At 57.7% G+C, this 22,553-nt stretch carries 20 protein-coding genes; 12 read left to right on the top strand and 8 right to left on the bottom strand.

The window, feature by feature from the left end:
* Positions 1 to 252 precede the first annotated feature (252 nt).
* On the top strand, positions 253 to 1,284 hold the full coding sequence (locus ACQK2L_RS31430) for a galactitol-1-phosphate 5-dehydrogenase (protein ID WP_425401016.1): 1,032 nt from the start codon (positions 253 to 255) through the stop codon (positions 1,282 to 1,284).
* Positions 1,285 to 1,296: 12 nt separating this feature from the next.
* Complete coding sequence (locus ACQK2L_RS31425; RefSeq protein WP_425401015.1) at positions 1,297 to 2,088, top strand: SDR family NAD(P)-dependent oxidoreductase; 792 nt, start codon at positions 1,297 to 1,299, stop codon at positions 2,086 to 2,088.
* A 59-nt stretch (positions 2,089 to 2,147) separates the two neighbouring features.
* Here ACQK2L_RS31425 and ACQK2L_RS31420 read toward each other — a convergent pair whose 3' ends face one another.
* The 4 genes from ACQK2L_RS31420 to ACQK2L_RS31405 form a co-directional block, all read right to left on the bottom strand.
* On the bottom strand, positions 2,148 to 2,528 hold the full coding sequence (locus ACQK2L_RS31420; RefSeq protein WP_425401014.1) for a carboxypeptidase-like regulatory domain-containing protein: 381 nt from the start codon (positions 2,526 to 2,528) through the stop codon (positions 2,148 to 2,150).
* A 76-nt stretch (positions 2,529 to 2,604) separates the two neighbouring features.
* The gene (locus tag ACQK2L_RS31415; protein WP_425401013.1) at positions 2,605 to 3,612 is read right to left on the bottom strand and encodes a DUF1559 domain-containing protein; all 1,008 of its coding nucleotides are present in this window, start codon (positions 3,610 to 3,612) and stop codon (positions 2,605 to 2,607) included.
* Positions 3,613 to 3,708: 96 nt separating this feature from the next.
* Positions 3,709 to 5,148 carry a FecR domain-containing protein gene (locus ACQK2L_RS31410; RefSeq protein ID WP_425401012.1) on the bottom strand — a complete coding sequence of 480 codons (1,440 nt, stop codon included), beginning with the start codon at positions 5,146 to 5,148 and terminating at the stop codon, positions 3,709 to 3,711.
* Positions 5,148 to 5,714, bottom strand: coding sequence for a sigma-70 family RNA polymerase sigma factor (locus tag ACQK2L_RS31405; protein WP_425401011.1), 567 nt, complete (start codon positions 5,712 to 5,714; stop codon positions 5,148 to 5,150). Before ACQK2L_RS31405 ends, ACQK2L_RS31410 begins: the two co-directional genes overlap by 1 nt.
* Before the next feature lie 389 nt (positions 5,715 to 6,103).
* Here ACQK2L_RS31405 and ACQK2L_RS31400 point away from each other — a divergent pair, with 389 nt between their 5' ends.
* From ACQK2L_RS31400 to ACQK2L_RS31385, 4 genes are all read left to right on the top strand, one after another.
* Entirely contained in the window at positions 6,104 to 7,615 is a 1,512-nt protein-coding gene (locus tag ACQK2L_RS31400) for an alpha/beta hydrolase family protein (protein ID WP_425401010.1), read from the top strand.
* 253 nt (positions 7,616 to 7,868) lie between these two features.
* Positions 7,869 to 8,435: a PEP-CTERM sorting domain-containing protein gene (locus ACQK2L_RS31395; protein ID WP_425401009.1), complete on the top strand. Its 567-nt coding sequence runs from the start codon at positions 7,869 to 7,871 to the stop codon at positions 8,433 to 8,435.
* A gap of 154 nt (positions 8,436 to 8,589) precedes the next feature.
* The gene (locus ACQK2L_RS31390; protein WP_425401008.1) at positions 8,590 to 9,498 is read left to right on the top strand and encodes a PEP-CTERM sorting domain-containing protein; all 909 of its coding nucleotides are present in this window, start codon (positions 8,590 to 8,592) and stop codon (positions 9,496 to 9,498) included.
* Between the two features lie 133 nt (positions 9,499 to 9,631).
* Complete coding sequence (locus ACQK2L_RS31385) at positions 9,632 to 11,299, top strand: dockerin type I domain-containing protein (protein WP_425401007.1); 1,668 nt, start codon at positions 9,632 to 9,634, stop codon at positions 11,297 to 11,299.
* Between the two features lie 1,110 nt (positions 11,300 to 12,409).
* On the opposite strand, the gene ACQK2L_RS31380 is transcribed toward ACQK2L_RS31385, so the two are convergent.
* On the bottom strand, positions 12,410 to 13,642 hold the full coding sequence (locus ACQK2L_RS31380; RefSeq protein WP_425401006.1) for a carbohydrate porin: 1,233 nt from the start codon (positions 13,640 to 13,642) through the stop codon (positions 12,410 to 12,412).
* Positions 13,643 to 13,950: 308 nt separating this feature from the next.
* Here ACQK2L_RS31380 and ACQK2L_RS31375 point away from each other — a divergent pair, with 308 nt between their 5' ends.
* From ACQK2L_RS31375 to ACQK2L_RS31350, 6 genes are all read left to right on the top strand, one after another.
* Positions 13,951 to 14,361 carry a hypothetical protein gene (locus ACQK2L_RS31375; RefSeq protein ID WP_425401005.1) on the top strand — a complete coding sequence of 137 codons (411 nt, stop codon included), beginning with the start codon at positions 13,951 to 13,953 and terminating at the stop codon, positions 14,359 to 14,361.
* 99 nt (positions 14,362 to 14,460) lie between these two features.
* Positions 14,461 to 15,048 carry a cupredoxin domain-containing protein gene (locus ACQK2L_RS31370; protein ID WP_425401004.1) on the top strand — a complete coding sequence of 196 codons (588 nt, stop codon included), beginning with the start codon at positions 14,461 to 14,463 and terminating at the stop codon, positions 15,046 to 15,048.
* A gap of 40 nt (positions 15,049 to 15,088) precedes the next feature.
* Positions 15,089 to 16,306: a cytochrome-c peroxidase gene (locus ACQK2L_RS31365; RefSeq protein WP_425401003.1), complete on the top strand. Its 1,218-nt coding sequence runs from the start codon at positions 15,089 to 15,091 to the stop codon at positions 16,304 to 16,306.
* 89 nt (positions 16,307 to 16,395) lie between these two features.
* Complete coding sequence (locus tag ACQK2L_RS31360; protein ID WP_425401002.1) at positions 16,396 to 18,783, top strand: Hpt domain-containing protein; 2,388 nt, start codon at positions 16,396 to 16,398, stop codon at positions 18,781 to 18,783.
* Positions 18,755 to 19,303, top strand: coding sequence for a hypothetical protein (locus ACQK2L_RS31355; RefSeq protein ID WP_425401001.1), 549 nt, complete (start codon positions 18,755 to 18,757; stop codon positions 19,301 to 19,303). The genes ACQK2L_RS31360 and ACQK2L_RS31355 overlap by 29 nt, the downstream gene beginning before the upstream one ends.
* A gap of 31 nt (positions 19,304 to 19,334) precedes the next feature.
* On the top strand, positions 19,335 to 19,703 hold the full coding sequence (locus tag ACQK2L_RS31350; RefSeq protein WP_425401000.1) for a response regulator: 369 nt from the start codon (positions 19,335 to 19,337) through the stop codon (positions 19,701 to 19,703).
* Positions 19,704 to 19,812: 109 nt separating this feature from the next.
* Here ACQK2L_RS31350 and ACQK2L_RS31345 read toward each other — a convergent pair whose 3' ends face one another.
* The 3 genes from ACQK2L_RS31345 to ACQK2L_RS31335 form a co-directional block, all read right to left on the bottom strand.
* On the bottom strand, positions 19,813 to 20,022 hold the full coding sequence (locus ACQK2L_RS31345) for a hypothetical protein (RefSeq protein ID WP_425400999.1): 210 nt from the start codon (positions 20,020 to 20,022) through the stop codon (positions 19,813 to 19,815).
* Between the two features lie 954 nt (positions 20,023 to 20,976).
* A complete protein-coding gene (locus ACQK2L_RS31340; protein ID WP_425400998.1) occupies positions 20,977 to 21,579 on the bottom strand; it encodes an imm11 family protein in 603 nt (200 codons plus the stop codon).
* A 260-nt stretch (positions 21,580 to 21,839) separates the two neighbouring features.
* Positions 21,840 to 22,547 carry an ankyrin repeat domain-containing protein gene (locus ACQK2L_RS31335; RefSeq protein WP_425400997.1) on the bottom strand — a complete coding sequence of 236 codons (708 nt, stop codon included), beginning with the start codon at positions 22,545 to 22,547 and terminating at the stop codon, positions 21,840 to 21,842.
* Positions 22,548 to 22,553 lie beyond the last annotated feature (6 nt).

The raw sequence follows: 22,553 nt of genomic DNA, 5'->3' as shown, positions 1-22,553 counted from the left end.
AGCGGCCGATGGCGTCGACAGTTGGCGCCTCCAGGGCAACTTCCCCCAAGTGTAGCCTTTGGAGGCCGAGATAGGAGTTAGTCGCCGGCGAGCGGCTGAAAGTTCCCACTTTTCGCCCCATTCTACACATTTTGACACCCCAGAGCCTTGCGCCACGAGACGGCAGAAAGGGGTCACTATTTTTTGGAGAATCTCGGTAGAATGAGCGATGTCTGAAGTCACTAGCCAAGCAACCCATGACGAACCACACCTATGAGAGCTTTGCTGCTAACGGACAAGAAGAAGCTACAGCTGACCGACCTGCCCGAACCGGAACTGGGAGACGATGAGGTATTGGTCCGCGTGGCCGCCTGTGGCATTTGTGGTAGCGACGTCCATGGCTACGACGGTAGCACCGGGCGACGGATTCCACCGATCGTCATGGGGCACGAAGCGGCCGGCGTGATCGAACAGATTGGCGCGGGCGTTCGCGGCTTTCGGACGGGCGAGCGCGTGACCTTCGATTCAACGGTCTACTGCGGCGTGTGCGACTTCTGCTGTGCCGGCAAAGTGAACCTCTGCGACAACCGGCAAGTGCTCGGCGTTTCCTGCGATGACTATCGCCGGAACGGAGCGTTCGCCGAGTACGTCGCCGTGCCGGCGCACATTGTCTACCGATTGCCCGACTCGCTCGCCATGGAGCACGCCGCGCTGATCGAAGCGGTGTCGGTCGCCGTGCACGCGGTGCATCGTTCGGAAGCGTCGCCCGGCGGCGTGGCCGTGGTGGTCGGCGCGGGCATGATCGGCCTGCTGACCGTGCAAGCCTTGCGCGCCGCGGGCGTCGATCGAGTGGTGGCCATCGACCTGGACGACACTCGCCTGGCGCTGGCCGAGCAATTGGGAGCGAGCACGACTGTCAACTCGAAGCTGAACGACCCCGTGGAAGAAGTCCGCGAAATGACCTCCGGTCGAGGGGCTGCGGCTTCGTTCGAAGTCGTTGGCGCCACCGAGCCGCTGGCCACCGCGATCAACTGCGTTGCCAAGGGTGGTTCGGTCACGTTGATTGGAAACGTCAGCCCGCAGGTCGATCTCTCGCTGCAATCGGTCGTTACGCGGGAGCTAACGCTCTATGGTTCGTGTGCATCGCAGGGCGATTATCCGCGCTGCATCGAACTGATGGCGTCGGGCGAGATCGACGTGGCGCCGCTGCTCACCGCCCAAGCGCCGCTGGATGATGGGCCGCAGTGGTTCGAGCGGCTGTACGCTCGCGAGCCTGGCTTGATGAAGATTGTCCTCAACCCTTAGCAACCTCGAAGTATGCCGCACAACGCTTTTGATCTCACCGGCAAAGTAGCGATCGTCACCGGCGCCAGCCGAGGATTGGGACAACAGTTCGGCCGTGCGCTAGCTGCCGCGGGAGCGGATTTGGTGGTAACGAGCCGCAACTCTGCAGACCTCGCGGAGTTTGTTGGCGAGATCGAGTCGATGGGGCGCCGGGCCAAGCCGCTCGCGCTCGATTTGCGCGATCAAGCGAGCATCGAACGATTCGCACCCGCTGCCATCGAGGCCTACGGCAAAGTCGACGTCCTGGTGAACAACGCGGGCTGCAACGTCCGCAAGCCGGCGCTCGATGTGACCTGGGACGATTGGAACCTGGTGCTCGACACCAATCTCCGCGGCACGTTCTTCGTCGCCCAGGCCATCGGCCGGCACATGGTCCAGCGGCAGTATGGGCGGATCATCAACATCGGCTCGGTCACTTCGGTGATGGGCTACGCGGGACTCGCGCCGTACTGCGCGAGCCGCGGCGGTGTGAAGCAACTCACCATGAGCCTGGCCGACGACTGGGGGCCGCACGGGGTGACCGTCAATTGCCTGGCGCCTGGCTGGTTCTGTACCGAACAGAACAAAGTGCTGTACGAGAACGAGCAGTGGGTGGCCTACCTGAAAGATCGCATCCCATTGCGTCGCCCCGGCCAGCCGGGCGACTTGGAGGGGGCCGTGGTGTTCCTGGCCTCCGACGCCAGCGAGTACATCACCGGGCAGACCCTGCTCGTCGACGGCGGCATCAGCACCGGCGCTACCAAAGCGACGCTCGATGATGTGTGAGGTCGGCAGAATCTAAGGATGTAGAGTTCAGATGCGCGCGGCTTGGCTGTTGGACTTTCTCACTTCAGGTCAAAGTTCAACTTCACGGCGCCGCGAATCTCTTTGGGCACCGACGCGGTGAGCCCACTCGTGCGGGCGTCGTTGTACTTCTCCGGAATCAGATGCCGAACGCTCTCGGGATCGGCCATGGAGCCTTCGTACCACATCACGGAGACCAGATAGTCGCCGGGGGGCATGCCGGCCTGATCGCGGTACGCTTTCACTCGATAGCAACCGTCGGAGTCCGTGATCGAAGTGGCTGGCCGTTGCCCTGTGCCGATGGAAACGCTCTCGGGCGTAAACCGTACGGTGGCGCCAGTGACTGGCGATCCGTTGTACGTCACGCGCCCTTCGACGTAGGTGAGTCCTCGATCCTGCTTGCCACAACCGGGAAGGCCCATGCACAGCAGTACTCCGGCCAAAAGGAGTTTTCGGCTCGAGCTGCGATGCAAGTTACGCCTTTGGTTGGGCGACCGCTTATGGGTGTTCCCACACAGTTTCATCCGCTTTGTTTCCCATGTATTGATAGACCAGGTAGTCGATGTCTTCATTCAGGAACCGAAGACTACCGTCACCGAAACCAACATTGATGCCGCCAGGGTGCTCGCTGGCGTACCCACCCATGTACGCGTGGCAATCTCCAACCCGCTTGTCGTAAGTCTTCGGACAGAGTTCAGCGATGTCCGCGTCCTTAAACCAGTTGATGGGAGGATTGGTGGTAGCTGCATTGAACACCGAGTTGAAATACATCTTGTGAGAGGTGTACGCCGGCAGGCATTCCCCCACCATCAGCGTGTTCGATAGGCCATCGGTGCATGTCTTGAACGAATAGGCTACGGGCCCGCCGACAAACAGGCCTGGCGCACCCAAGCTGCGTCCCCGATTGGGGCCATTTCCCAACAACGCGCCGCCGCGCTGGCTCAGACAGTTGATCACTTCGGCCCCCCGGCCTGCTGGGCGAATCTCGGGATAGGGGCAAAGATTGAATTCCAACGGACCGCCGCATGGAGCGTAAGACTGCGCCAGCGAACGAGTGCCGGCGCCGCCGGGCAGGTAGTTGGGTTCACGACCGTTGTCCATCAATCCCGCATCGGGATCCGAAGGACAAGTCCAACCGCCAATGACAAGTTCGTTCAGCACGTCGGGATTGACGCCCAGGTCGTTATCGACGGCGAAATCGATCTGGTCGTACACCGCCGACTGCTCCATGAATGGGAGAACAAACTCGGCGTAGGAATGGCAATGTTGAATATAGGCAGCGCTGTTGTGATCGCAATCCGAACCTGGCGGAAGCTGCCCATAGGTGTCGTGGTAGTTGTGGAACGCCAGTGCCCACTGTTTGATGTTGTTCAGACACTCAGCCCGGCGCGCTGCCTCGCGGGCCGCTTGCACAGCCGGCAACAGCAGCGCTACCAGGATGCCGATGATGGCAATCACAACGAGCAATTCCACCAACGTAAACCCACGAAGGTGCAAGCTCGGCATTCGATCATTGTTGCGCACGCTCATAACTCCCTATCGTCCGCCTGAACACTGACTCGTCAGATACCCATCGAATGGGTTCGCGTCGTCTATGGCGATTCAATACGTTTCGTCACTGCCTACTGCTACTGCACAGATGCCATACATGGCGCTGTGCACGCCACCTTTGTTGGGCCCCAGAATAACCTTGCCCTGGACTACATCCTTGCGTCGCCAGATGGAAAGCGCGTTCTCGATACTCACGCCGGGCCCACGCCCCGACTGCGGATTGTAGAGCCTGCCTCTTGAACGCCACGGCCCCATATCGATGCCCATGTCGTCGCCGGTATCCTCGAACTCCTGACGCAGCCACTCTGGTGGGTCGAGGCGGTCGTCGAAGAAGACGTACACTTGCGACGGGACTGATAGTGTGATCTGAAGCTCGAAGTTTTTGCGAAACTTGTCGTTGTTGAATGGCTTCACGTAGTCCGCGCCGAGCAGATAGGGTGGCATTCCGCACTCGTCCACTCCATTCCACTGATGCGCCGGGCGGTCAACATACGCTCTAGCGTCTTCACGCATTCCGCCGGGTACGATTTCATAAAACTGCAGCGTATCGGACGTGCGAAGATTGTCGCGAGCGTCGATAATGACCGGCAGATTCCCTTTGCTGGGTTCGTAGCCACGACTGAACGTAAATTCGTCCTTCGTGAATATGCTCATAATGCGATCAACTCGCCCGCCACGGCTAAAGACGACGCCTTCGCCCTCCACCAGTCGATGCTGCTGATCCGTGGACGCAGGTTGGGGATTCGAATCCGTGGGCACGCGCAGATCGACTTCGCCCTCGAACACCACCAGCCCGGTACCATCACGCGAGCCGACGTCCACGCCAAACTCGGTGCCGATATCGGTGATCTCGCCGTCAGGAGTCTCGACGACAAATCCCCGACCGCCAACATCAGTCACACGAAACTTTATCCGCCCCTTGGTCAATCTGGCTCGTCGCGGTCCCAATAGCTCAAAATCGGAGGGGCCCTGCAGCGTTACGAGACCAATCTTCGAGAGCGCCAATTGCGTGGTTCCGTCACCCGTCTTGACGGTCGTGACCTTCGGAAGCAGCGATGCGTCTCGAGTCGAGCTACTGGCGATGGGGCCCATGTCGACCGCCGGCTGCAGCAACGTCAGTGTACCTAGTACGACGATAGCAATCGTGGCGGCGATGCTTCCTGCAAACAGTGCACTCCGCACAAGTGCTTGCCCGGAAGGAAAACTTGCTTTCAGCACAGCAGGCGAGGTCTCAACGGGCTGACGGGTTACATCTTCTTGCTTGGTCGAAACCTGTACCGCGCGCTGGGTGCGCAGTTCGTCCACCAACTTCTCCGCCCGCTGGTCGATGGACAGCATGGCTTGGAACTGGCAGTACTCGAGCAATCGCTGTTGGAACTGTGGGTTCCCGACAAGCGTGCGTTCGAGTTCTCGCAGTTGCCTAGTCCCAAGCTCGCCTGCCATCAGCCGGTCGGCCAGTTCTTCGAATTGTCTGGGAGATTTATTGGTCATCAAACACGCTCTTCACGCGCAAGTGAACGTTTAATGCAAGCGAACAGGGCTCGGCGAATACGTGATAGGCTTGTGTAGACGCTATCGACCGAGCGCCCCAACCGCCGGGCCACGTCGGCCGTCTTTTCGCTGGTGCTGTAACACTGCGATAGCAACACCTGATCCTCCTTGGGCAGCTTCTTCTGGCAAGACTGCAGCGCTGCCAGGCGGCTGTCGGCCTCCAGCGGCGTCCACAGGTCGCGCAGCGACAACTCTTCGATCAGGCGTCGGGAGAATCGCGCGGTCTCCCGGCGTTTCGATCTCAAAAACGTCATCGCTTTGTTTCGAGCCACGGTGATCGCCCATGCGGAGAAACTACTGCCTTGCTCGAACGTGTCAAATTTGTCCCACAAGGTGATCGACACCTGCTGAAACAAGTCCTCCGCGTCGTCCATGTTCTGGACAATGCAAAACAGGTAGCCCAACAGCTGGGTGCGATGCTGTTGAAGTAAATCGATGAAGCGCGCATCGTCGCTCGACAGCGACGACTCTGCACTTTCGGTGAGCGAGCGATCTGGATCGGACATCTGCGCTGGAAATTGGAGGGCACTCTGCGAACTCGCGCGAACCACCTACACGCATTTACCACGAACGGTTCTGTCGCTGCCTCGTTCTCTGCACGGCGACCTTGCGGAAATTCGCACGTCCTGACGTGCGAGCAGCAACGAAAGCAGCAACAGTATATCGCCGGTGCAATCCGATCCTGATTCAAAAAGTGATATTGTGGTCCGTTTCTCCAAATTTCCTTCTATCTCTAAAAATCCGGTTTAGGTTTTGCCCCCAAGCGGCAATTCCTAGTTTCGGGGCTGCGTAGTCCGCCATACCAAGAAGAGTCTGCATCTGGAGTTAGCGCCGAATGCTGGATCCGTTCCGCAATCTGACAAGGGAGAGGCTTCGCGCCAGTGCCGTTAAGTGCATGGCAGCTTTACTCTTGCTGCCGCTTACCTCGACTCGCACCCCCGCTGAGTCGGTCAGCAATTCGTTCTCGTACCAATCGACTGTATCAGAAGATGGTGATGGGCCGCTCGACCTAACTGCCGAGTTGAATTACGACTCGTCCAGGTCAAACGCTCCGATCGCCGTGGTGATGCACGGCTACTCGCCGACCAATGGAAACTTCTCCAACGTCAGAGCGAACGCGCAGCGGTTGCGGGATGCTGGATTCTTCGCCATTTCGGTGGCCATGCGGGGGCGGGACGGGTCGGACGGAGATCGAGATTCTGGCGGTTTGGAGATCTACGACATCTACGACGCGGTCGAGGCCGTGAAAGCCAGCTACCCCGACTTGGTGGACGAGTCCAACGTGCACATCACGGGCTACTCGGGCGGAGGTGGCAATGCCATGTCTGCTCTTACCAAGTTTCCCGACTACTTTCGCCTTGGTTCGTCGTACTTTGGTATATCGGACTACGGTTACGATCAGTCCAACGGTTGGTACTTCGATGGTGCTTCGTCGGGCCATCAGTCGCGACTTCGCAACGACATAGGCGATCCCACGATCGGATCGGATCTCGTCGAAGACCGCTACCACGCCCGGGCATCGAACCTTGCTTCACGGAACAATCCTTATAGCGAAATCCATCTGTTCGTAAACGCCAACGAACCAACCTGCCCGCCGATCAATGTCACGAGTTACCGTGACAACGCGGTAGCTGCGGCAGTTTCGGCGGGTGAGTTCGACAACATCCACTTGCACATCCCCGCGGCCAGCGGCACTTACGAGGATTTCAACAACAACGGGATCAACGAGCCCAATGAACAACAATGGTGGCCGCATGGCTTTCCGACCGCGGACCAGCAACAGGCTGCCGAATCCTGGTACCTCGATCGACTGCTGGACGGCTCCATTCCCGAGCCGGTGCTCAACGCCTCCGATGAACTATTCGTGGCAGGTTTTGTCACGACCAAGAAGTTCGAACTGTGGCTGGGCGACGGGGCGAATGCAGCAGGCAACTTACAGTACTCGCTCACACCGGAAGAGAAGAGCTTTGCACTGCAGATCGTCTCCAGCAACCGTGGAATCGACACCAAGCTATCGCTCGACACCTCCGACATGCAAGGCAAGGAGGTCGACGTGTTGTTGAACGGCTCGCTCGTTGAGTCGCTGCAGATGCAAGATGAGTACGAGTCGACCTCCCTGGGCCACAACGACACCTTGCTGCTCCGACTTACCGTCGCCGGCGACTACGACCGCAACGGCTCGGTCGGCATCGAAGACTTTGAATATTGGAAGTCGACTTTCGGCTCCACGAGCGATCTGCTGGCCGACGGCAACAAGGATGGTGTGGTGAACCTCGCGGACTATACCGTGTGGCGAAATCACATGTCGACGCCCAGCGAGTCGCTGGCGACAACCGCCATTCCGGAACCGTCCGGAATGCTGCTGGCGGCCACAGCACTATTCGCCCGCGTATTCGTCAGCCGGTAACCGTCACGCTATCGATTCCATACAGGCTCCTCTAACTCTGCTTTTCGTGTAATTGTCGCAAACAAACCCCAAGGTCTTAAGCTACTGAGAAAGGTCTCCTATGAATTGCCGAATCTCCGCTGCGTGCTGTCTTGCTCTCATCCTAACTTCAAGTACCCAAGCGGCGTCGCTGCTTGTGGATGTTAACGACCGTGGGACTACTGCTCCTTCGCCTACTCAGGCGGGCTACGTGGGTATTACACAGGACGGGGCAATGGGACTCGTTACCGATTTAGGTGTACTGGACATCAGCTTCACCGGAGTGGTGGGATCGGTGCTCGACGATCGCGATCGTGGGGCGCTGGCCGCCACGCAACCATTGAGCGATTTGCTGCGGGACTTCGCTTTCATCTCAGAAGACTTGAATGCGCCCATTCCTGCCGATGGGGTAATGGACATTACGATTGAAGGCCTGGATGCGGGTGACTACGAGTTCAAAGGCTACTTCCACGATCGATCGGTGGATCACGTGTCCGGCGACGTCGCGGTGAGCACCGACGGCGGCGGCACGTTCGCCCAAGTCGTCGACAACGGCCTCTACTCGTTCGACACCGACCCACCTGTCATTGGAACGGCCTCCTTCTATTTCACGTCCAATGGCGTTGATCCTGTCGTCGTAAAGCTGACAGGCCAGGAAGGCTTCTTCTTTCTTTCGGGAACATTCCGCGATCAGGACACAGCGCTGATTTCTGGCTTCGAGATTACCCAAGTGCCAGAGCCCGGCACGCTGGCCCTCGCCCTGCTGGCTAGTGCCGCCTTCGTGGCACGCTGGCGTAGGTGAAAATCGCACACCACATCTCACGGATCGAGCAATCGATGGCAGCTTAAGATTGCTCGATCCGTGATGATCATAAGTTACTTTGGGCAAGCGGATTCCACTCCGCAGTCAATCACGTTGTCGGATTCCTATTAACTCTAACAGTGAGAACACGACTATGAGTCGATTTGTGTTGTTCGCCGCTACTGCTTACTTGCTTGCGGGGACCGCGCTGGCGGACTTGCGAGTCGATATCAATGATCGCACGTCCAACACCGAGCCCAACACCCAAGCGAGCTTCACGGCCGTGACCCAGGAAGGTTTGACTGGCATCGCTACCGACATCGGCACGATCGATATCAGCCTGACCAACGTGCCGCCCAGCAGCAATTTGGACGATCGCAATCGTGGTACTTCGTCGGTCAGCAGTTCTCACCCCATGTCAGCGTTGCTACGAGACTTGATATTTACGCAACAGAACCTACCTGATCGGGGAACCATGGATGTCACGATCGCCAATCTCAATGCGGGAGACTACCTGCTTACCGTTTACAGCCACGATGCCTCAGTCGATCACGTTTCGGAAGACCTGGAGCTGAGTACCGATGGTGGATCGACCTTTGGCATCGATGTGCAGGACGTGTTGGTCTCGACGGGATCGAACCCTGCACCGTTCGGTCACGCATCCATCCCATTCACCGCCACTGGATCCGACGTAGTGCTCCGCATCACCGGCGACGGGGGTACCGTCGGCTTCAGTAATGAACTTGCGATACTCAACGGTTTCGTGATCGAGCCCTTCACCGAGTATGGCGACTTCGATGGCGTGGGTGGGGTCACCATCGACGACTTCTTCATCCTCAGCGGCAACCTGGGAACCCACCTCGAAGGCAACTTCGTTGGGCACGCTGGTGGCGACATCGACGTCGACGGCGATGTCGACCTGGACGACTTCGGCACCTTCAAAGCCATGTACCCTGCGATCGTGGCCGCGGCGATTGGTGTTCCCGAGCCGAGCACACTCGCGCTGGTTGCTGCTGCCGGTTGCGGATTGTTGGCGATGCGACGACGAGTGTCGCGCCGCTAGCTCTCTCCGCTGTCTTGAAGACGTTTGAACACACACCTACGCTCTCCGCGATCGGGCACCTATCATGCGAACTCCGTTTCAACGCCCCAGCCAGCTTGTCCTACTCGTTGTGTGCACATGGGCAGTTTCCGCCATGGCCACCGCGGACGACAATGCGTGGCTCCCCACCGGCACCGACGACTACAATGTCGACGCCAACTGGGATTTCAACGTCGTCCCTGAACTAACCGCGACCTTCCAGGACGTCGCACTAATCGACAACGGCGGCACCGCGGTGCTCTCGGCAGCCGCTGCAAGCTCCAATGCCGGCATTACCTTGACCGATGGCACGCTGCAGATCGATCGAGGCGGATCACTGGCGACCGGAACCGACTTCGGCGCTGCGGGCGAGTTGAACCAGCAAGCGGGCGGCGAACTGCAGATCGGCGGATTGACTGGCCTCGGCGCGGCAAGTTTGGACATCGCCAGCGCGGCCAACCTGGCAGGGCAAACCCGAATTCTGGGCCCCAACGCCAATCTCACCGCGGGCAGCTTCGCACTCTCTGGCACATTGAACACGGTCGTCACGGCCGATGGAAGTTCTGCCCTCAGCACCACCGGCAACGCCGACGTGGGCGGGCAGCTCGAACTCGACTTCTCCGGCGTAACGCCTACGTTGGGTAGTTCATGGACGATTGTCGACGCGGCCACCATTGCCGGCGGCTTCACCAGTGTGTCCACCAACGCGTCGCTCGGAGCAGGACATCTGCTGCAAGTGAACCAAACTGCCGGTGGAAACGGAACGCTTCTGCAAGCGTCGATCGAGCAAGGGCTCCTGCTCACTGCCAATCGACGCACGGGCGAATTGCAACTGATCAATCCCTCGACAACCGATTCCATAGACATCGATGGTTACCTCGTCTCGTCTCCCAACGCAAACTTGGTGCCTGAGGGGTGGACGAGCATGGCTGGACAAAGCTTCGCTGGGCTGACGGAGTCGAATCCGACGAATAGCCACCTGGGCGAGCTAAACCTAACCGGCACGAACTCCATCGCGGCCGACTCGCGAGTCTCGCTCGGATTGGCGTTCGACACGAGCAGCCTCGCTGGTCAAACCACAGGCGACTTGGTCTTCGAATATCGGGACGCTGGCGGCGACACGATTTCCACGCAGGTCGCTTACGTCGGTCCTTCCAGCGAGGTGGTTCTGCTGGTGGGTACCGACGGTCACACGTACCTGCAGAACCAATCGTCCGAAGACGTCGTGATGGACGGGTACTTTCTTACTTCCGCTTCGGGATCGGTCAACACCGCAGGATGGAGTACCCTAGCCACTGGCGACGCCAACTGGACGAGTTCGCCTGCTGCTGCGACCCACCTTGGCGAACTCCGACTGTCCGGCGGCACGACGCTGTTGTCCGAGGGCGAAGCTATCGACCTGGGCATCGTGTTCGACACCGCCGGTACTCGAGACCTGATGTTCGAGTACCACGTGTTTGGTGGTGGCACCGAGCAAGCAAGCGTCCTGTACGATGCGGAGCCATATACCTTCGTCGCTGGCGACTACAACTACGATGGCGTCGTCGACGGGTTGGACTATCAACTCTGGAAGAGTACTTTCGGATCCAACTCCCTGCTCGGCGCCGACGGAAATCGCGACGGCACCGTTAACCTCGCCGACTACACCATCTGGCGCAACAACCTCGGAGCCACCGCGGCAAGCGCGGCTTTCATCTCCGCCCACGCAGTGCCCGAACCATCGACCGCGCTGGCACCGGCGCTGATCTGCTTGGCAGCTGCCTTCCTGACTCGCCGCCGATAGATGGCCGGGCCTACTCCGGGATTCAGAGCTACGCCCCGTTCGCCCTAGCCGGACCGCCACGCGGTCCGTGACACGAGGAAGCTTACGAACCTCGATCCATCTCACGGCTACAGAAAAACACCTATCCACAACAGCCCTGTCGCGCAAGTCCTTGCTCCACAAGCACTTGGGGTTTTGGTCCAACCCTGGACCAAAACGTTCCATACCCCTCTCGCGTAACTCGTTACACCACTTGTAGTTACGGTTTTGTCCCAACGGCCCAAAACTAGCGCGCGATCCATTGGCCCAAAACTCCGCCGAGGCAACTCCCGCGCGTCGCAGTAAGTGCTTTGATACGGGTCAGTTGCGGCTTCTGATCGAATCCAACGTCCAAGAGTTTTGGGCCAGGGTTAACCGCAGGTGGACCAAAACCCGATAGTGGCCGTTCACCCTGCGCACCAAGCGCGCGAACTTACCGCCGGCCAATTTACGTTGGTCGCACAGCGCAACCACGACTCCTAATGCATACAGCCTAGAGCCTACAGCCTTTCACAAATTGCCAAAGATCCGCAGCAACCACACCACGCTGCACCTCTATTGGATCACACGGGTGTGCGATTTCAACAGCGATTTTCTTTCATCTATGAGAACACTGCCTGTCAACCGGTTTTTGGTTCTTTTTCCCTTGGACGCTGTCGGTTACCGCCTGTGAGGTAACAGCCTATCTTCTGGGTCTTGTTGTAACCCTGCTGGTCTATTTGCTCGGTTGGCTCATCGAAAACGGAATTGCAGGATTCCCATCACACCGGAGATGAAAGTCTGACTCGCACGCCCAACCCAAGGTCGATAATCGTAACCGGCGGCCATTCACCGAATCTCCGACATCCAATTGAAGTCTTGTGACGAGGTATTTCGAATCTACGGGGCTCCTTGCCGACGTAATAGTCTATCAGGTTTTTGGGGCAGGTAAAGCAAATGCCATTTTGAGTACCCGATGTGTCTCCCAGGCCTGTCCCAAAACTCTTCAGCGAGTTCTCGAGCAACCAGCACTGCTAACGTAACCAAAAAAACACCCAGGCGACCTATCGCCTGGGTGTGGGCTGTGAACCAGCTAAGCGTAGTGAGGCACGACTAGAGCCCTACCACACACCGCAGGCCGACCACTACGGAGTCGGAATAGATGCCGCTGGGAGAACTCACGTACTGCAGCGAAGGTTGCAGCGCGGCTGATTCGCAAACGGCGATCTTGTAGAACAGCTCGAGGTTGGTTTCGACGTTACGGCTACCAAGCAACGAGCTGAAGTCGGCGAACGTGGCGCCGATTCCTGTTACGTCGGCGTCGCGTGATGGCAGTAAGCCGCGATAGGTCATTCCCGTTGCCCAGAAGTGTTCCACTGCGCTGCGATCCGGGTCGGCGTAGCTGTACACGGCGAAGGCGCCGAGTCCTTGCGTGGGGTCGCACTCCTCGGCACAAAGCAGTTGTTGCCACCCGACATAGAAACCGTAGTTGCCAGAACGCGTGGAAGCGGCATCCGGGGTGGTGTGGCTACCGCTCTGATACCAGGAACCTTGCTTGATATCGCCCTGCAGGTCTCCAAGTTGGTAGCTGTAGTTGAACTCTACAACGTTATATACCTTGCCATCTCGTGCCCATCCCCATGGACTTAGGTCGACTCGTCCATTGAAGGTGCCCAGGTTCACTCGCAGCGAGTCGGTGAGTCGGATGTCGGCCGTGGCGGCGATCGTGGGATTGGGGTACCAGGGTAGTGGGTTGTTGGCAGACAGTTGGAATCCGCCGTAAGTGAAGTCGGCCGCCAGATCCATCACCGAGAACTGAATGGCTCCGACCTGTCGTCCAATCCGCACAATCACGTCGTCGTCGAACAGCCCCCGCTCCCAGAAAAACTCGGCCATGGCCGTGAACGGCTCGGCGTCGATGTTGGAGCTTTGCGTGCGACCAACATAGGGCTGAAAAAAGGGCCCGTGATTGTTCTGCCCATGTAGCACCACGGAGCCACCGATGGTCTCGAATCCCAAGGCCGCCAGATCTGTCCTAAGCACCACGTCCAGCAAACCTTGGCTGGTGCCACCAGTTCGGACACCACCACGAGTGTTCAGAAACGAGTCGGTCGTATAGAGAACATCGACGTCAACGGCATTTCTAACGGCGCTGAAAGGTCCTTCGTACTCCTGCCAAACGCTACTTCCGCAATCGCAATGGTCGACCTCAGCGCCACACTCGAAATCGTATGGCTCGCCGCGCGATGCGGAGTTTAGAAGCGCGATGGGAAGTGCACACAGGATTAACACTGCGGCACGCCGCCCGGTTGAATTCCCACCAATGAACTTGCTTTTTGTGTCCATACGAACTAACGCTCCATCCGTTTGAGCTATTGCTGAAACTGTATTGTCCCTTGGCGACGTTTAGTTGCGTCGCTATGGCATTCATGCAACGTGCTCTATCGGAAGTCGAACTTTTGCGGATGTATGAAAACAGTTGCTGTTACCCGCGGCGGTTCACCGCTAAGGATGTGCTGGTAAGGATCGCGCATCATGTTCCGTTGGAAGCGGGCGCGGAAAGAAAACTTCTTCGGAAGTACACAGTGGTTTGGCGAACGGTGAGAGATACGTTTCGTTGTTCGATCTCAATCCAAAGTATTGCCATACGTCACATGTGTATTTACCTGAAGTTGCTCCGCTGTCTGGTCCTCGCGGTCACTCTCTTCGCCGTGTCCGCACCGAACGGAAGGGCTGCCACCGACGACCAACGGGATGCTCCGGACGAAGGCACGTCTACGGAGCAACTGGACATCAAAGAGATCATGCGATTGACCATGACCAAAGGCCTGTGCCAAAGAGTCATCAAGAAGAAAGCAACCAAGGAGGAACAAGCGGAGCTAGTTCGCCTGTTCCAGGCACTTGCAGAGCTAGAACCTCCAATCGGCGACGCTGAGAACTGGCAGGAGCAGTGCGACCAACTGGTGAAGTATTCCACAGAAATCAGCCAGGGAAAAGAGAGCTATAAGAGCTTGAAAAAGGCTGCCAACTGCATCCAGTGCCACCGACAGCATCGCCCCAAATAGTCGACAGGACCACTCGTTTACCTACTAAAGCAGTCCTGACTGTACCCTCCCCACACGTTATTCCATTCCGTTTTAGTCCCCCAACTCCCACGAAGCACGATGAAGACATTGTTCCACCTCACCTTGGTCGTATTAATTCTCTCAACTGGTCCGGCGATGGCGGGATCAGTATCCGGCAACCTCCATAGTTCGAAAGATCTGAAAGAGTCGCAGCGGGCGGCGGTGGTGTGGATCGAGGGTTTGTCACCAGGCGTGAATGCGAGCGACAAGCCCGTGATGTCTCAGTCGGGTATCCAGTTTGCTCCACGCGTACTAGCGGTAGTTGCGGGGCAGACCGTCGACTTTCCCAACAACGACGACGTCGCCCACAACGTGTTTTCGATGTCGAAGACCAAGCGATTCAAACTCGGCATCTATCCGAAGGGCGAATCGCGTGAGGTGACCTTCGAGAAGCCGGGGGTGATCGATCTGTTTTGTTCGATCCATCGCCATATGCACGCCGTGATTGTGGTAACGCCAAGCGAACACGCGGCTCAGGCCGAGATCGGGAAGACTTACACGATCGAAGATGTACCTGCGGGAAGCTACAAGGTGCACGCTTGGAACTCCGCGCACAAGAAGTTGGTTCAAGAGGTGACGGTCGCACAGGATGGCGAGACGACTCTCGACTTTGCGTTTGAAGAATAAGACCACCGTTCGTCCACACCGTAAGGGGGAGAGACACAACATGACTTACCGATCCCGAACGATTCGAAGTTGCGCCGCAGTCGGCGCTGCCGCCATTCTGGTTTCCGTCTGCGCAATTCAACAGCCGGCCGGATCCAACGCTACGGCGGCCACCCCCGAGACTGCCGCCGATGTCGAGATCGACGACGAAGAGCAAATGCTCATCGAGATGCGATTGCGAGCATTGGCTGCGGAGTCGGAAGAAGGAGAGGAAAGCTTCGGGTTCGACGCGCTGCCGATGTCGATCGAAGAGTTGGACGCGTTGAGCACGCTGCCAGGCAACCTGGTTGCACTTCCCGCGACGCCCCCCTATCCCGAGGACAACCTGCCCACACCAGAACGCATTGAGCTGGGGTGGAAGCTGTACTTCGACAAGCGACTGTCGGGCGACACGTCCATGAGCTGCGCCACGTGCCACGATCCCTCGAAGGGATGGGGAGATGGCCTCAAGCGTGCGATTGGTTTTGGGCACAAGGAGTTAGGCCGACACTCTCCGACGGTGATCAACACCGCCTACAACACAGTGCAATTCTGGGATGGGCGTGCAGCCACGCTGGAACAGCAGGCGTTGGGTCCGATTCTCGCTGACGGCGAGATGAACATGGCTAGCCCCGAGGCAGCGATGGAAGTGATCATGCAAGCGCCCGAGTACGCCGGCGCCTTCGAGAAAGCCTACGGCAGCAAGCCAAACTGGGACGATGTTGGCAGGGCCATTGCGGCTTTCGAACGTACCGTGATTACGGGGCCTTCAAAGTTCGACCGCTACGTTCAAGGCGACAAGGATGCATTGAACGAGAGCGAAAAGCGTGGTTTGATCTTGTTCACCACCACGGCGTCTTGCACCGCTTGCCACAGCGGTCCCAACTTCACCGACAACAAGTTTCATATGATTGGGGTCCGTCAAGAAGGGCCCTTAAGCGAAGACATCGGCCGCCAGGCGATCACCAACGCCGATGAAGATCGCAACAGCTTCAAGACTCCTGGGCTGCGCAATATCGAACAGAGCGCACCCTACATGCATGATGGGTCTCTGGCGACTCTCGAGGAAGTTGTGGAGTTCTACGACAAGGGCGGCGAGCGGGACGACAATCGGTCGAAGCTCATCCAGCCATTGAATCTCACAGAATCGCACAAGGCGGATCTTGTAGCGTTCCTCAAGGCGCTCACTGGGGAACTGCCCCAGATTGAAGCTCCTGATGGCGAGGCCTTCGGACCATAGCTCGCGCTGTCTTGGCGCACTTTGAAACTGCTCTGGTTGCCTGTCGCAACGACGGCAACCTCGGACCACCAACCTAAGCGAATATGTCCATGTTGCGAAACCTCACGATACGTATGAAGTTGCTGGCGATCGTATGTGCCGTTGCGGCACTGTTCGCATCGACTGTGGCGGTGTTGGGCACGATGGCCAACCAGCACTTGGTAGCCACGATGAAGGGCGAGATTGAGCGCTCTACGCAAGTGGCTACCGAGTACATTGAAAGTCGCTTTCGCCAACTCGACGCCGGTTTGGGTTCTCTGGTCGATACGCCTGAGATTCGTGCCGTGCTCACCTCGGAAGGCATCGACCACGATACGCAGTTGATGTCGATCATCGACCTGCAGCATGTGCTGGGTGCCGACGCGATCATCTACTGCGACCCCAAGGGCAAGACCCTCGCCCGTACCGATGACCCGTTTGACACCGAGTCGATCGTGGCCGGCATTCCGATGATTGACCAGGCGCTGAAGGGAGAAGTCGGCAAGGGCTTCTGGAACCTGGACGACACCCAACTGCTGTCGATTGCCTTTCCGGTTACTCTCGATGGGGAAGTCGAAGGCGTCGTCATGGCAGGCCTGAACGTTGATGGTGATGCCACGCTACTGCGTTCGTTGCTGTTGCGGGATGTCGTGCTGACGCTAGATGGCCAAGTGATCTCCAGCAGCCTGGGCACGTCGACGGAGGAGTCGCCAGCGAGCGACGAACTGGCTCAACTCGACACTGCAGACATTCCTGTCGTAGCGCCCGACACCATCGCCACGGCGGCGGACGTGAAAGCGTTGCCCCGTCCTGTTATCGGCAACGAAGAGACCATCGCCGCGGCGGTATCGGTGTTGCCCGAAAGCAACGCCGGCCTGGAGGCGATAGTACTGGTTCCCTTCGAATCGGTATTCGGCTTCTTCAACGACTTCCGCCACGTACTCCTGGCGATGGGAGCCTTGACGGTGGGGCTGAGCATCGCGGTAACGTTCTACATCGGAGCCATCATCTCCGGCCAGGTTCGGAGCACTCTCGATGTGCTGGAGAAGGTGGCCGAAGGCGATCTGACATCGCGACTGGACATGGACACGAAAGATGAGTTCGGTCGAATCGCCGCGGCTCTCAATACGGCCATCCACGCTTCGGCCGAAACGATGGATGCGTTGGCGATCCGCAATCGCGACACCCGTATGCTTCTCGACGCAGTGGAACAAGGGTTCTTCACCGTTGACGCCGAAGGCGTGATGAGCGAGGAGCGGTCCGGCGCGGTCGATCGCACGTTCGGCGCACCGAAGCAGGGAATGACGCTTCCAGAATTCGTCGCTCAGTTCGACCCGAAGGTCGCCGGATGGATCGAATTCGGTCTGGAGGAAGTGTTCGACCAGATTATGCCGGTGGAAGTCACCATCGACCAACTGCCGTCGCGGTTTCTCCACGGCGACAGAACTTTCTCGATCCACTACACCCCAGTTTATGTCGAAGATCAACTGCATTGCCTGGCAGTGGTGGTTAGCGACATCACGGCGGCGGTCGAGAACGAAAAACTCGAAGCGGTACAGCGCGAGATGCTCGCCATGGTTACCCGGATTGCCGACGACAAGCCCGGCTTCCTTGAGTTCTTCCAGGAAGCCGACGAACTGGTCGCCTCGTTGCGAGATGAACCGCGCGACGACACCTCCTTGGTCAAACGGCGCGTCCACACGCTCAAGGGCAACACGAGCATCTTCGGGCTGGAACGCATTGCTGAGATCTGCCACCACATGGAGGATTACATCAGCGAAAACAACGAACTGCCGCCGGAACCCGAATGGGACAAGCTGTTCGAGGCCTGGCAGTCGGAGCGCGAAAACGTGCAACGGATCATTGGCGAGAAGACTCAGGGGATCGAGCTGTCCGAAGCGGAGTACGCAGAGATCCTGGAGGACGTTGTCAACGAAAAGCCGCGCAACGACCTGGCGGTCAGGCTCGCCTCGTGGAAACTCGAGCCAACAGCCCGCCGCCTCGGACGGGTTGCCGAACAAGCACGAGCCCTGGGAACTCGACTCGGCAAAGGCGACGTCAGGGTCAATATCCGCGACGAAAGCCTGCGGATCGAAACCACCTGCTGGGCCGAGTTCTGGTCGTCGTTCGTCCACGTGGTCCGCAACGCCATCGATCACGGATTGGAGTCGCCCCAGGATCGGCTCGAGTTGGGCAAGCCTGAGATGGGTAGAATCGAGATGTCTATGAGTTTCCGGTTGAAGCCATGGCGCCAGAGGCCACAGAGATGCTGCTGCTGCATGAGATCAGTGAGATCCAATCATTGCTCGTCGACTGTCGGGCAAAGTCTCCAGCCGCACCCGCGGATTCACTGGCGGTGTAGTCGCCGGTCGACTTGGGTCCGTTTCACTCAGAGTTCATCGCCTCCAGCCACCACACGGGAGCAACACGATGGGAATCCCCGCCAAAGAGGCCCTTGATCAAGGGCTGACAAATGCAATCGACAACCTAGTAGAGTACTACCTCAACGCGCCGCCCCGTTGTCGTGTACTAGCACTACAAGAACTCGACCACCCTTTGAGCAGCGAATCGCCAGACGGCACCTCCCGAACGATGATTAGCTCGTCCATTGGATTAAGTGGCGAGGGGTTCCGTGCGTCGCTCAACATACTTGCCCACACCAGCACCTTGGTGCGACTCTGCCCGGAGCAGGTACGTCACCCGCTGGACTGGGCGGGCGAACTCGTCAACCAACTGATTGGACGAGTGAAGAACATGGTCTCCGAGTACGGCGTCGCGTGCCACATGAGCCTTCCGGTATCGGTGCATGGCGCCGACATCGGATACAGCGAGAACCTCGCCGAGGCCATGGCACTGCACATCGACACCGACGCCGGGCCGCTGGTCTCACTGTGGCATGTCCGCACCGAACCAAACCTCGAATGGGAGCACGACCCAGACCAGGCATCCGCCGACGAAGGGTCCCTTTGTCTGTTTTGAAGCACGAAAATTCAACGAGGAGGTTGAGATCATGAGCACTACTGTTTTGGTCGTCGACGATTCGGCCACCGTTCGTCAGCAGGTCAGCGCCGCGTTAACCCAGGTTGGGATGAGGGTGATTGAAGCCGTGGACGGTGCCGACGGCGCGGCGAAGATCAGCGCCGGAGGCATCGACGTGGTCGTAAGCGACGTGAACATGCCGAACAAGAACGGCATCGAGATGGTTGCCGAAATCAAGCAAGACGCCCGGTTCTCTGCTTTACCAATCATCATGCTCACAACCGAAGGCGCCCGAGAGCTGATCGCCAAAGCCAAGGCGGCCGGCGCGAGCGGATGGATTGTCAAGCCGTTCAAGGCCAACATGCTGATCGCAACCGTCAAGAAGCTTGCTGGTGCCTGATTGCCGCAATGAAAAACTCCGCTGGACTTGCTCTTGGTTCGCGAGGACCAAGAGCAAGCCAACGGAGTCTTCAGTTTAGCGATGTGCGTCAGCTATCTCCGTGTCGGTCCTAGCCGCGCCAGAACCGATGATGGCTCGTGCGGTAGGACTTGTACCGAACGCGTTGTGGCTTCTTCTTGTAGAAGTTCTGAGTTCGGTTGTTCAGATAGTAATTGCCTGCCACCGTGTGCGATGAAGACGGAGCTGGGGCGACGTTGACGGAGAGCAAACCGACACCGAGCACTGCCACGGCGAGGGCTGCAACGACATAAGACTTCATGTGGTGTTCTCCAGAGAGGTTCTCAGATAAGTAGGGGCGTCGGAGGGCTTGCCGAGCCTCCCGTCCGACAAACAGCGTCTACTTTGCATGCTAGTCACTCTACTCACCCTGACTAGTAGGAATGTTTTGCCAATCCGGCAGCTCTCCACCTTCGCTAACGGTTGTACAGATTCTACAAGTTCCAGTCTTGCGCTTGTCTGCAAGACGTGCGGTCAACCGACAGTGATGCGGTCCAGCACGCTAGACCAGCAGAGGTCCTGCTACAGGAAGCCTGTACCGCAAGAACCCTGTCCGAAAGTCACATCCTCTCCACGCCGCCCGGTACGGAACGCTCTTCGAGAAAACGCGCGCGAGCGCACCGACACAAGTCTCCTTGGAGTTTTGGTCCAACCCTGGACCAAAACCCCACCAACACCTTTCGCGTAACTCATTGCGCCACTTGCCGTTACGGTTTTGCCCCAATGGCCCAAAACTGCCGCACGATCCATTGGCCCAAAACTCCGCCGAGGCAACTCTCACGCGTTGCTGTAAGTCGTGTGATATGAGTCAGTTGCGGCTTCGGATCGAATCCAACGTCCAAGAGTTTTGGGCCAGGGTTAACCGCAGGTGGACCAAAACCCGATAGCGGCCGTTCGCCCCCGCGCTCCAAGCGCGCGAATCTACCGCCGGCCAATCGCGTTGGGCGCGCAGCGCAACCACGACTCCTACAGCACACAGCCTAGAGCCTACAGCCTGTCACCAATTGCCAAAGATCTACAGCGACCACGCCACTCTGCACTTCTATTGGATCACACTGCTGTGTGATTTCAACAGCGATTTTTTTACACGCCAGCGATACGGCTTGCGACGTGACGAAATCACGACGCCGCAAAGCACTTAGCGCGACCATCCACGAACAACTTGTCGGGACTTGATTGTGGCGTGACGAAGCTCTAGTGGGAGGTGACCTGATCTCTACACGACGCCCGACGTGTCCTCCCGGTATTTCTCAAGGGGTACGAAGTCCATACCTCTTAGATTTTGTTTTCTTATGGCGTTTTGGAGCCCATCGCTGACAATCATAATCGGTGTGAAGGTGTCTTTCAGCAAAACGATATCCTCAGTAGGTGCTGACTTAAGTTTTAGCGAGGTGATGCCTGCCACCATTCCGTATTTTAATCCGGCGAACGAACTGGCGTCCCTGTCTAGAACATCGCAAATCGACATGATGTGAAGGCCGTAAAAGCGAAACTCGCCTGTTTCACCACAGAGTATCGTCACCGGGATGAACTCGACGTTCGAACGGGATTCCTCGACAACTTGGCGGAACCGTTCCGAAACGATCGTTAGAAATCCGCAAGAGAAGAAATCCGACAAAAGATTCTGCCGAGATTCTTCTAGTGAGAGCAAGACCGAGAAACTACCTCGAACTGGCCACGGACTCTCGTCGTAGAATTCAAACTGACAGTCTTCCATATTGAGCCAGTCAAGATACTGCGTAATTGTGTAGCTCGGATCAAACGTCAAAATCTCAAACTCCACGCTACCATCCTCCGTTTTGAAGTCGTATTTTCCCATTTCGAAGATCAGTTCGAATCATATGCTCAATCCATCCGACCTCATCCAAAAGCTGCGAGTTTGTGAGCCTTGGTGCAACTGCATCAAGTGCTCGTAGACGTGCGCCAACGTCGGCGAAGTAGGCAGCCAAATGGCCTCCATTATGCACCCAAACATCGAACGCCAGGTCCGACGGGGCGACGAAGTACGTATGATAATCGCTGACGCGGAAGTTGTAGACCGTGACCGACTGGTGGGTGTCGGTGACTGATTGGGAGCTTCTAGCGCTGTGCCGCTTCAAGTAGCTCTAGTGCTTTCGAGTCGCCTAGTAGTTGAGCTACTTCGAACGCATTCCTGCCAGCGATCTGAGGATCATCGCATTCGACCGGCACCGACAGATTTGGATCTGCACCGGCATTCAGCAGCAGCTGCAAATTGTCGTGCCTGCGTCCAAGGATGGCCTTAATGAGCGGAGTACCGGAATCTTGGACCGTGTTTACGTTCGCGCCAGCTTCGATCAAGGCTTCGACACAGCCGCTGTGCGCATTCTCTGCGGCGAGCATGAGTGGATTTCTGGGGCCATCGATATTTGGATTCGCTCCATGCGCAAGAAGCTCGCGCACCACACCCACGTATTTCTTCTGGCTAAGAACCAATGCGACGTACAGGGGAGTCTGCCCAAAGTCGTCGACTGCGTTCGGGTTTGCCCCCAGCTTTAAGAGAAGTCTTACGCGCTTGAGAATACCATTCTGGCTGACGACTATCAAAGGTGTTTGCCCGTTGGCCGCATGTTTTGTCTCCAGGTCTCCGCCATGCTCAAGGAGTTTCAATAAGAAGCAATCTCTTTTCGCCAACCTCGATGCTGCAATCAGTGGCGTGTCTCCAGTTGACGACCTTTCATTTGGGTCCATGCCGTCCGTCAACAGCCTCTCTAATCCCTCAAGATCGTCATTAAACAACGCCAATGTAAAACTGCGATAAAAGTCCACCACATC

It is taken from the genome of Aeoliella sp., from assembly GCF_965227375.1.
In the GTDB taxonomy this organism is placed as follows: Bacteria; Planctomycetota; Planctomycetia; order Pirellulales; family Lacipirellulaceae; genus Aeoliella.
This window is presented reverse-complemented; position numbering and strand designations above follow the sequence as displayed.

Bases quoted from the DNA above. Each gene is read 5' to 3' on its own strand.
- ACQK2L_RS31430 (WP_425401016.1), top strand. From the start codon at position 253: ATGAGAGCTTTGCTGCTAACGGACAAGAAGAAGCTACAGCTGACCGAC.
- ACQK2L_RS31425 (WP_425401015.1), top strand. From the start codon at position 1,297: ATGCCGCACAACGCTTTTGATCTCACCGGCAAAGTAGCGATCGTCACC.
- ACQK2L_RS31420 (WP_425401014.1), bottom strand. From the start codon at position 2,528: ATGGGCCTTCCCGGTTGTGGCAAGCAGGATCGAGGACTCACCTACGTC.
- ACQK2L_RS31415 (WP_425401013.1), bottom strand. From the start codon at position 3,612: ATGCCGAGCTTGCACCTTCGTGGGTTTACGTTGGTGGAATTGCTCGTT.
- ACQK2L_RS31410 (WP_425401012.1), bottom strand. From the start codon at position 5,148: ATGACCAATAAATCTCCCAGACAATTCGAAGAACTGGCCGACCGGCTG.
- ACQK2L_RS31405 (WP_425401011.1), bottom strand. From the start codon at position 5,714: ATGTCCGATCCAGATCGCTCGCTCACCGAAAGTGCAGAGTCGTCGCTG.
- ACQK2L_RS31400 (WP_425401010.1), top strand. From the start codon at position 6,104: ATGGCAGCTTTACTCTTGCTGCCGCTTACCTCGACTCGCACCCCCGCT.
- ACQK2L_RS31395 (WP_425401009.1), top strand. From the start codon at position 7,869: ATGGGACTCGTTACCGATTTAGGTGTACTGGACATCAGCTTCACCGGA.
- ACQK2L_RS31390 (WP_425401008.1), top strand. From the start codon at position 8,590: ATGAGTCGATTTGTGTTGTTCGCCGCTACTGCTTACTTGCTTGCGGGG.
- ACQK2L_RS31385 (WP_425401007.1), top strand. From the start codon at position 9,632: ATGGCCACCGCGGACGACAATGCGTGGCTCCCCACCGGCACCGACGAC.
- ACQK2L_RS31380 (WP_425401006.1), bottom strand. From the start codon at position 13,642: ATGGACACAAAAAGCAAGTTCATTGGTGGGAATTCAACCGGGCGGCGT.
- ACQK2L_RS31375 (WP_425401005.1), top strand. From the start codon at position 13,951: ATGTGTATTTACCTGAAGTTGCTCCGCTGTCTGGTCCTCGCGGTCACT.
- ACQK2L_RS31370 (WP_425401004.1), top strand. From the start codon at position 14,461: ATGAAGACATTGTTCCACCTCACCTTGGTCGTATTAATTCTCTCAACT.
- ACQK2L_RS31365 (WP_425401003.1), top strand. From the start codon at position 15,089: ATGACTTACCGATCCCGAACGATTCGAAGTTGCGCCGCAGTCGGCGCT.
- ACQK2L_RS31360 (WP_425401002.1), top strand. From the start codon at position 16,396: ATGTTGCGAAACCTCACGATACGTATGAAGTTGCTGGCGATCGTATGT.
- ACQK2L_RS31355 (WP_425401001.1), top strand. From the start codon at position 18,755: ATGGGAATCCCCGCCAAAGAGGCCCTTGATCAAGGGCTGACAAATGCA.
- ACQK2L_RS31350 (WP_425401000.1), top strand. From the start codon at position 19,335: ATGAGCACTACTGTTTTGGTCGTCGACGATTCGGCCACCGTTCGTCAG.
- ACQK2L_RS31345 (WP_425400999.1), bottom strand. From the start codon at position 20,022: ATGAAGTCTTATGTCGTTGCAGCCCTCGCCGTGGCAGTGCTCGGTGTC.
- ACQK2L_RS31340 (WP_425400998.1), bottom strand. From the start codon at position 21,579: ATGGGAAAATACGACTTCAAAACGGAGGATGGTAGCGTGGAGTTTGAG.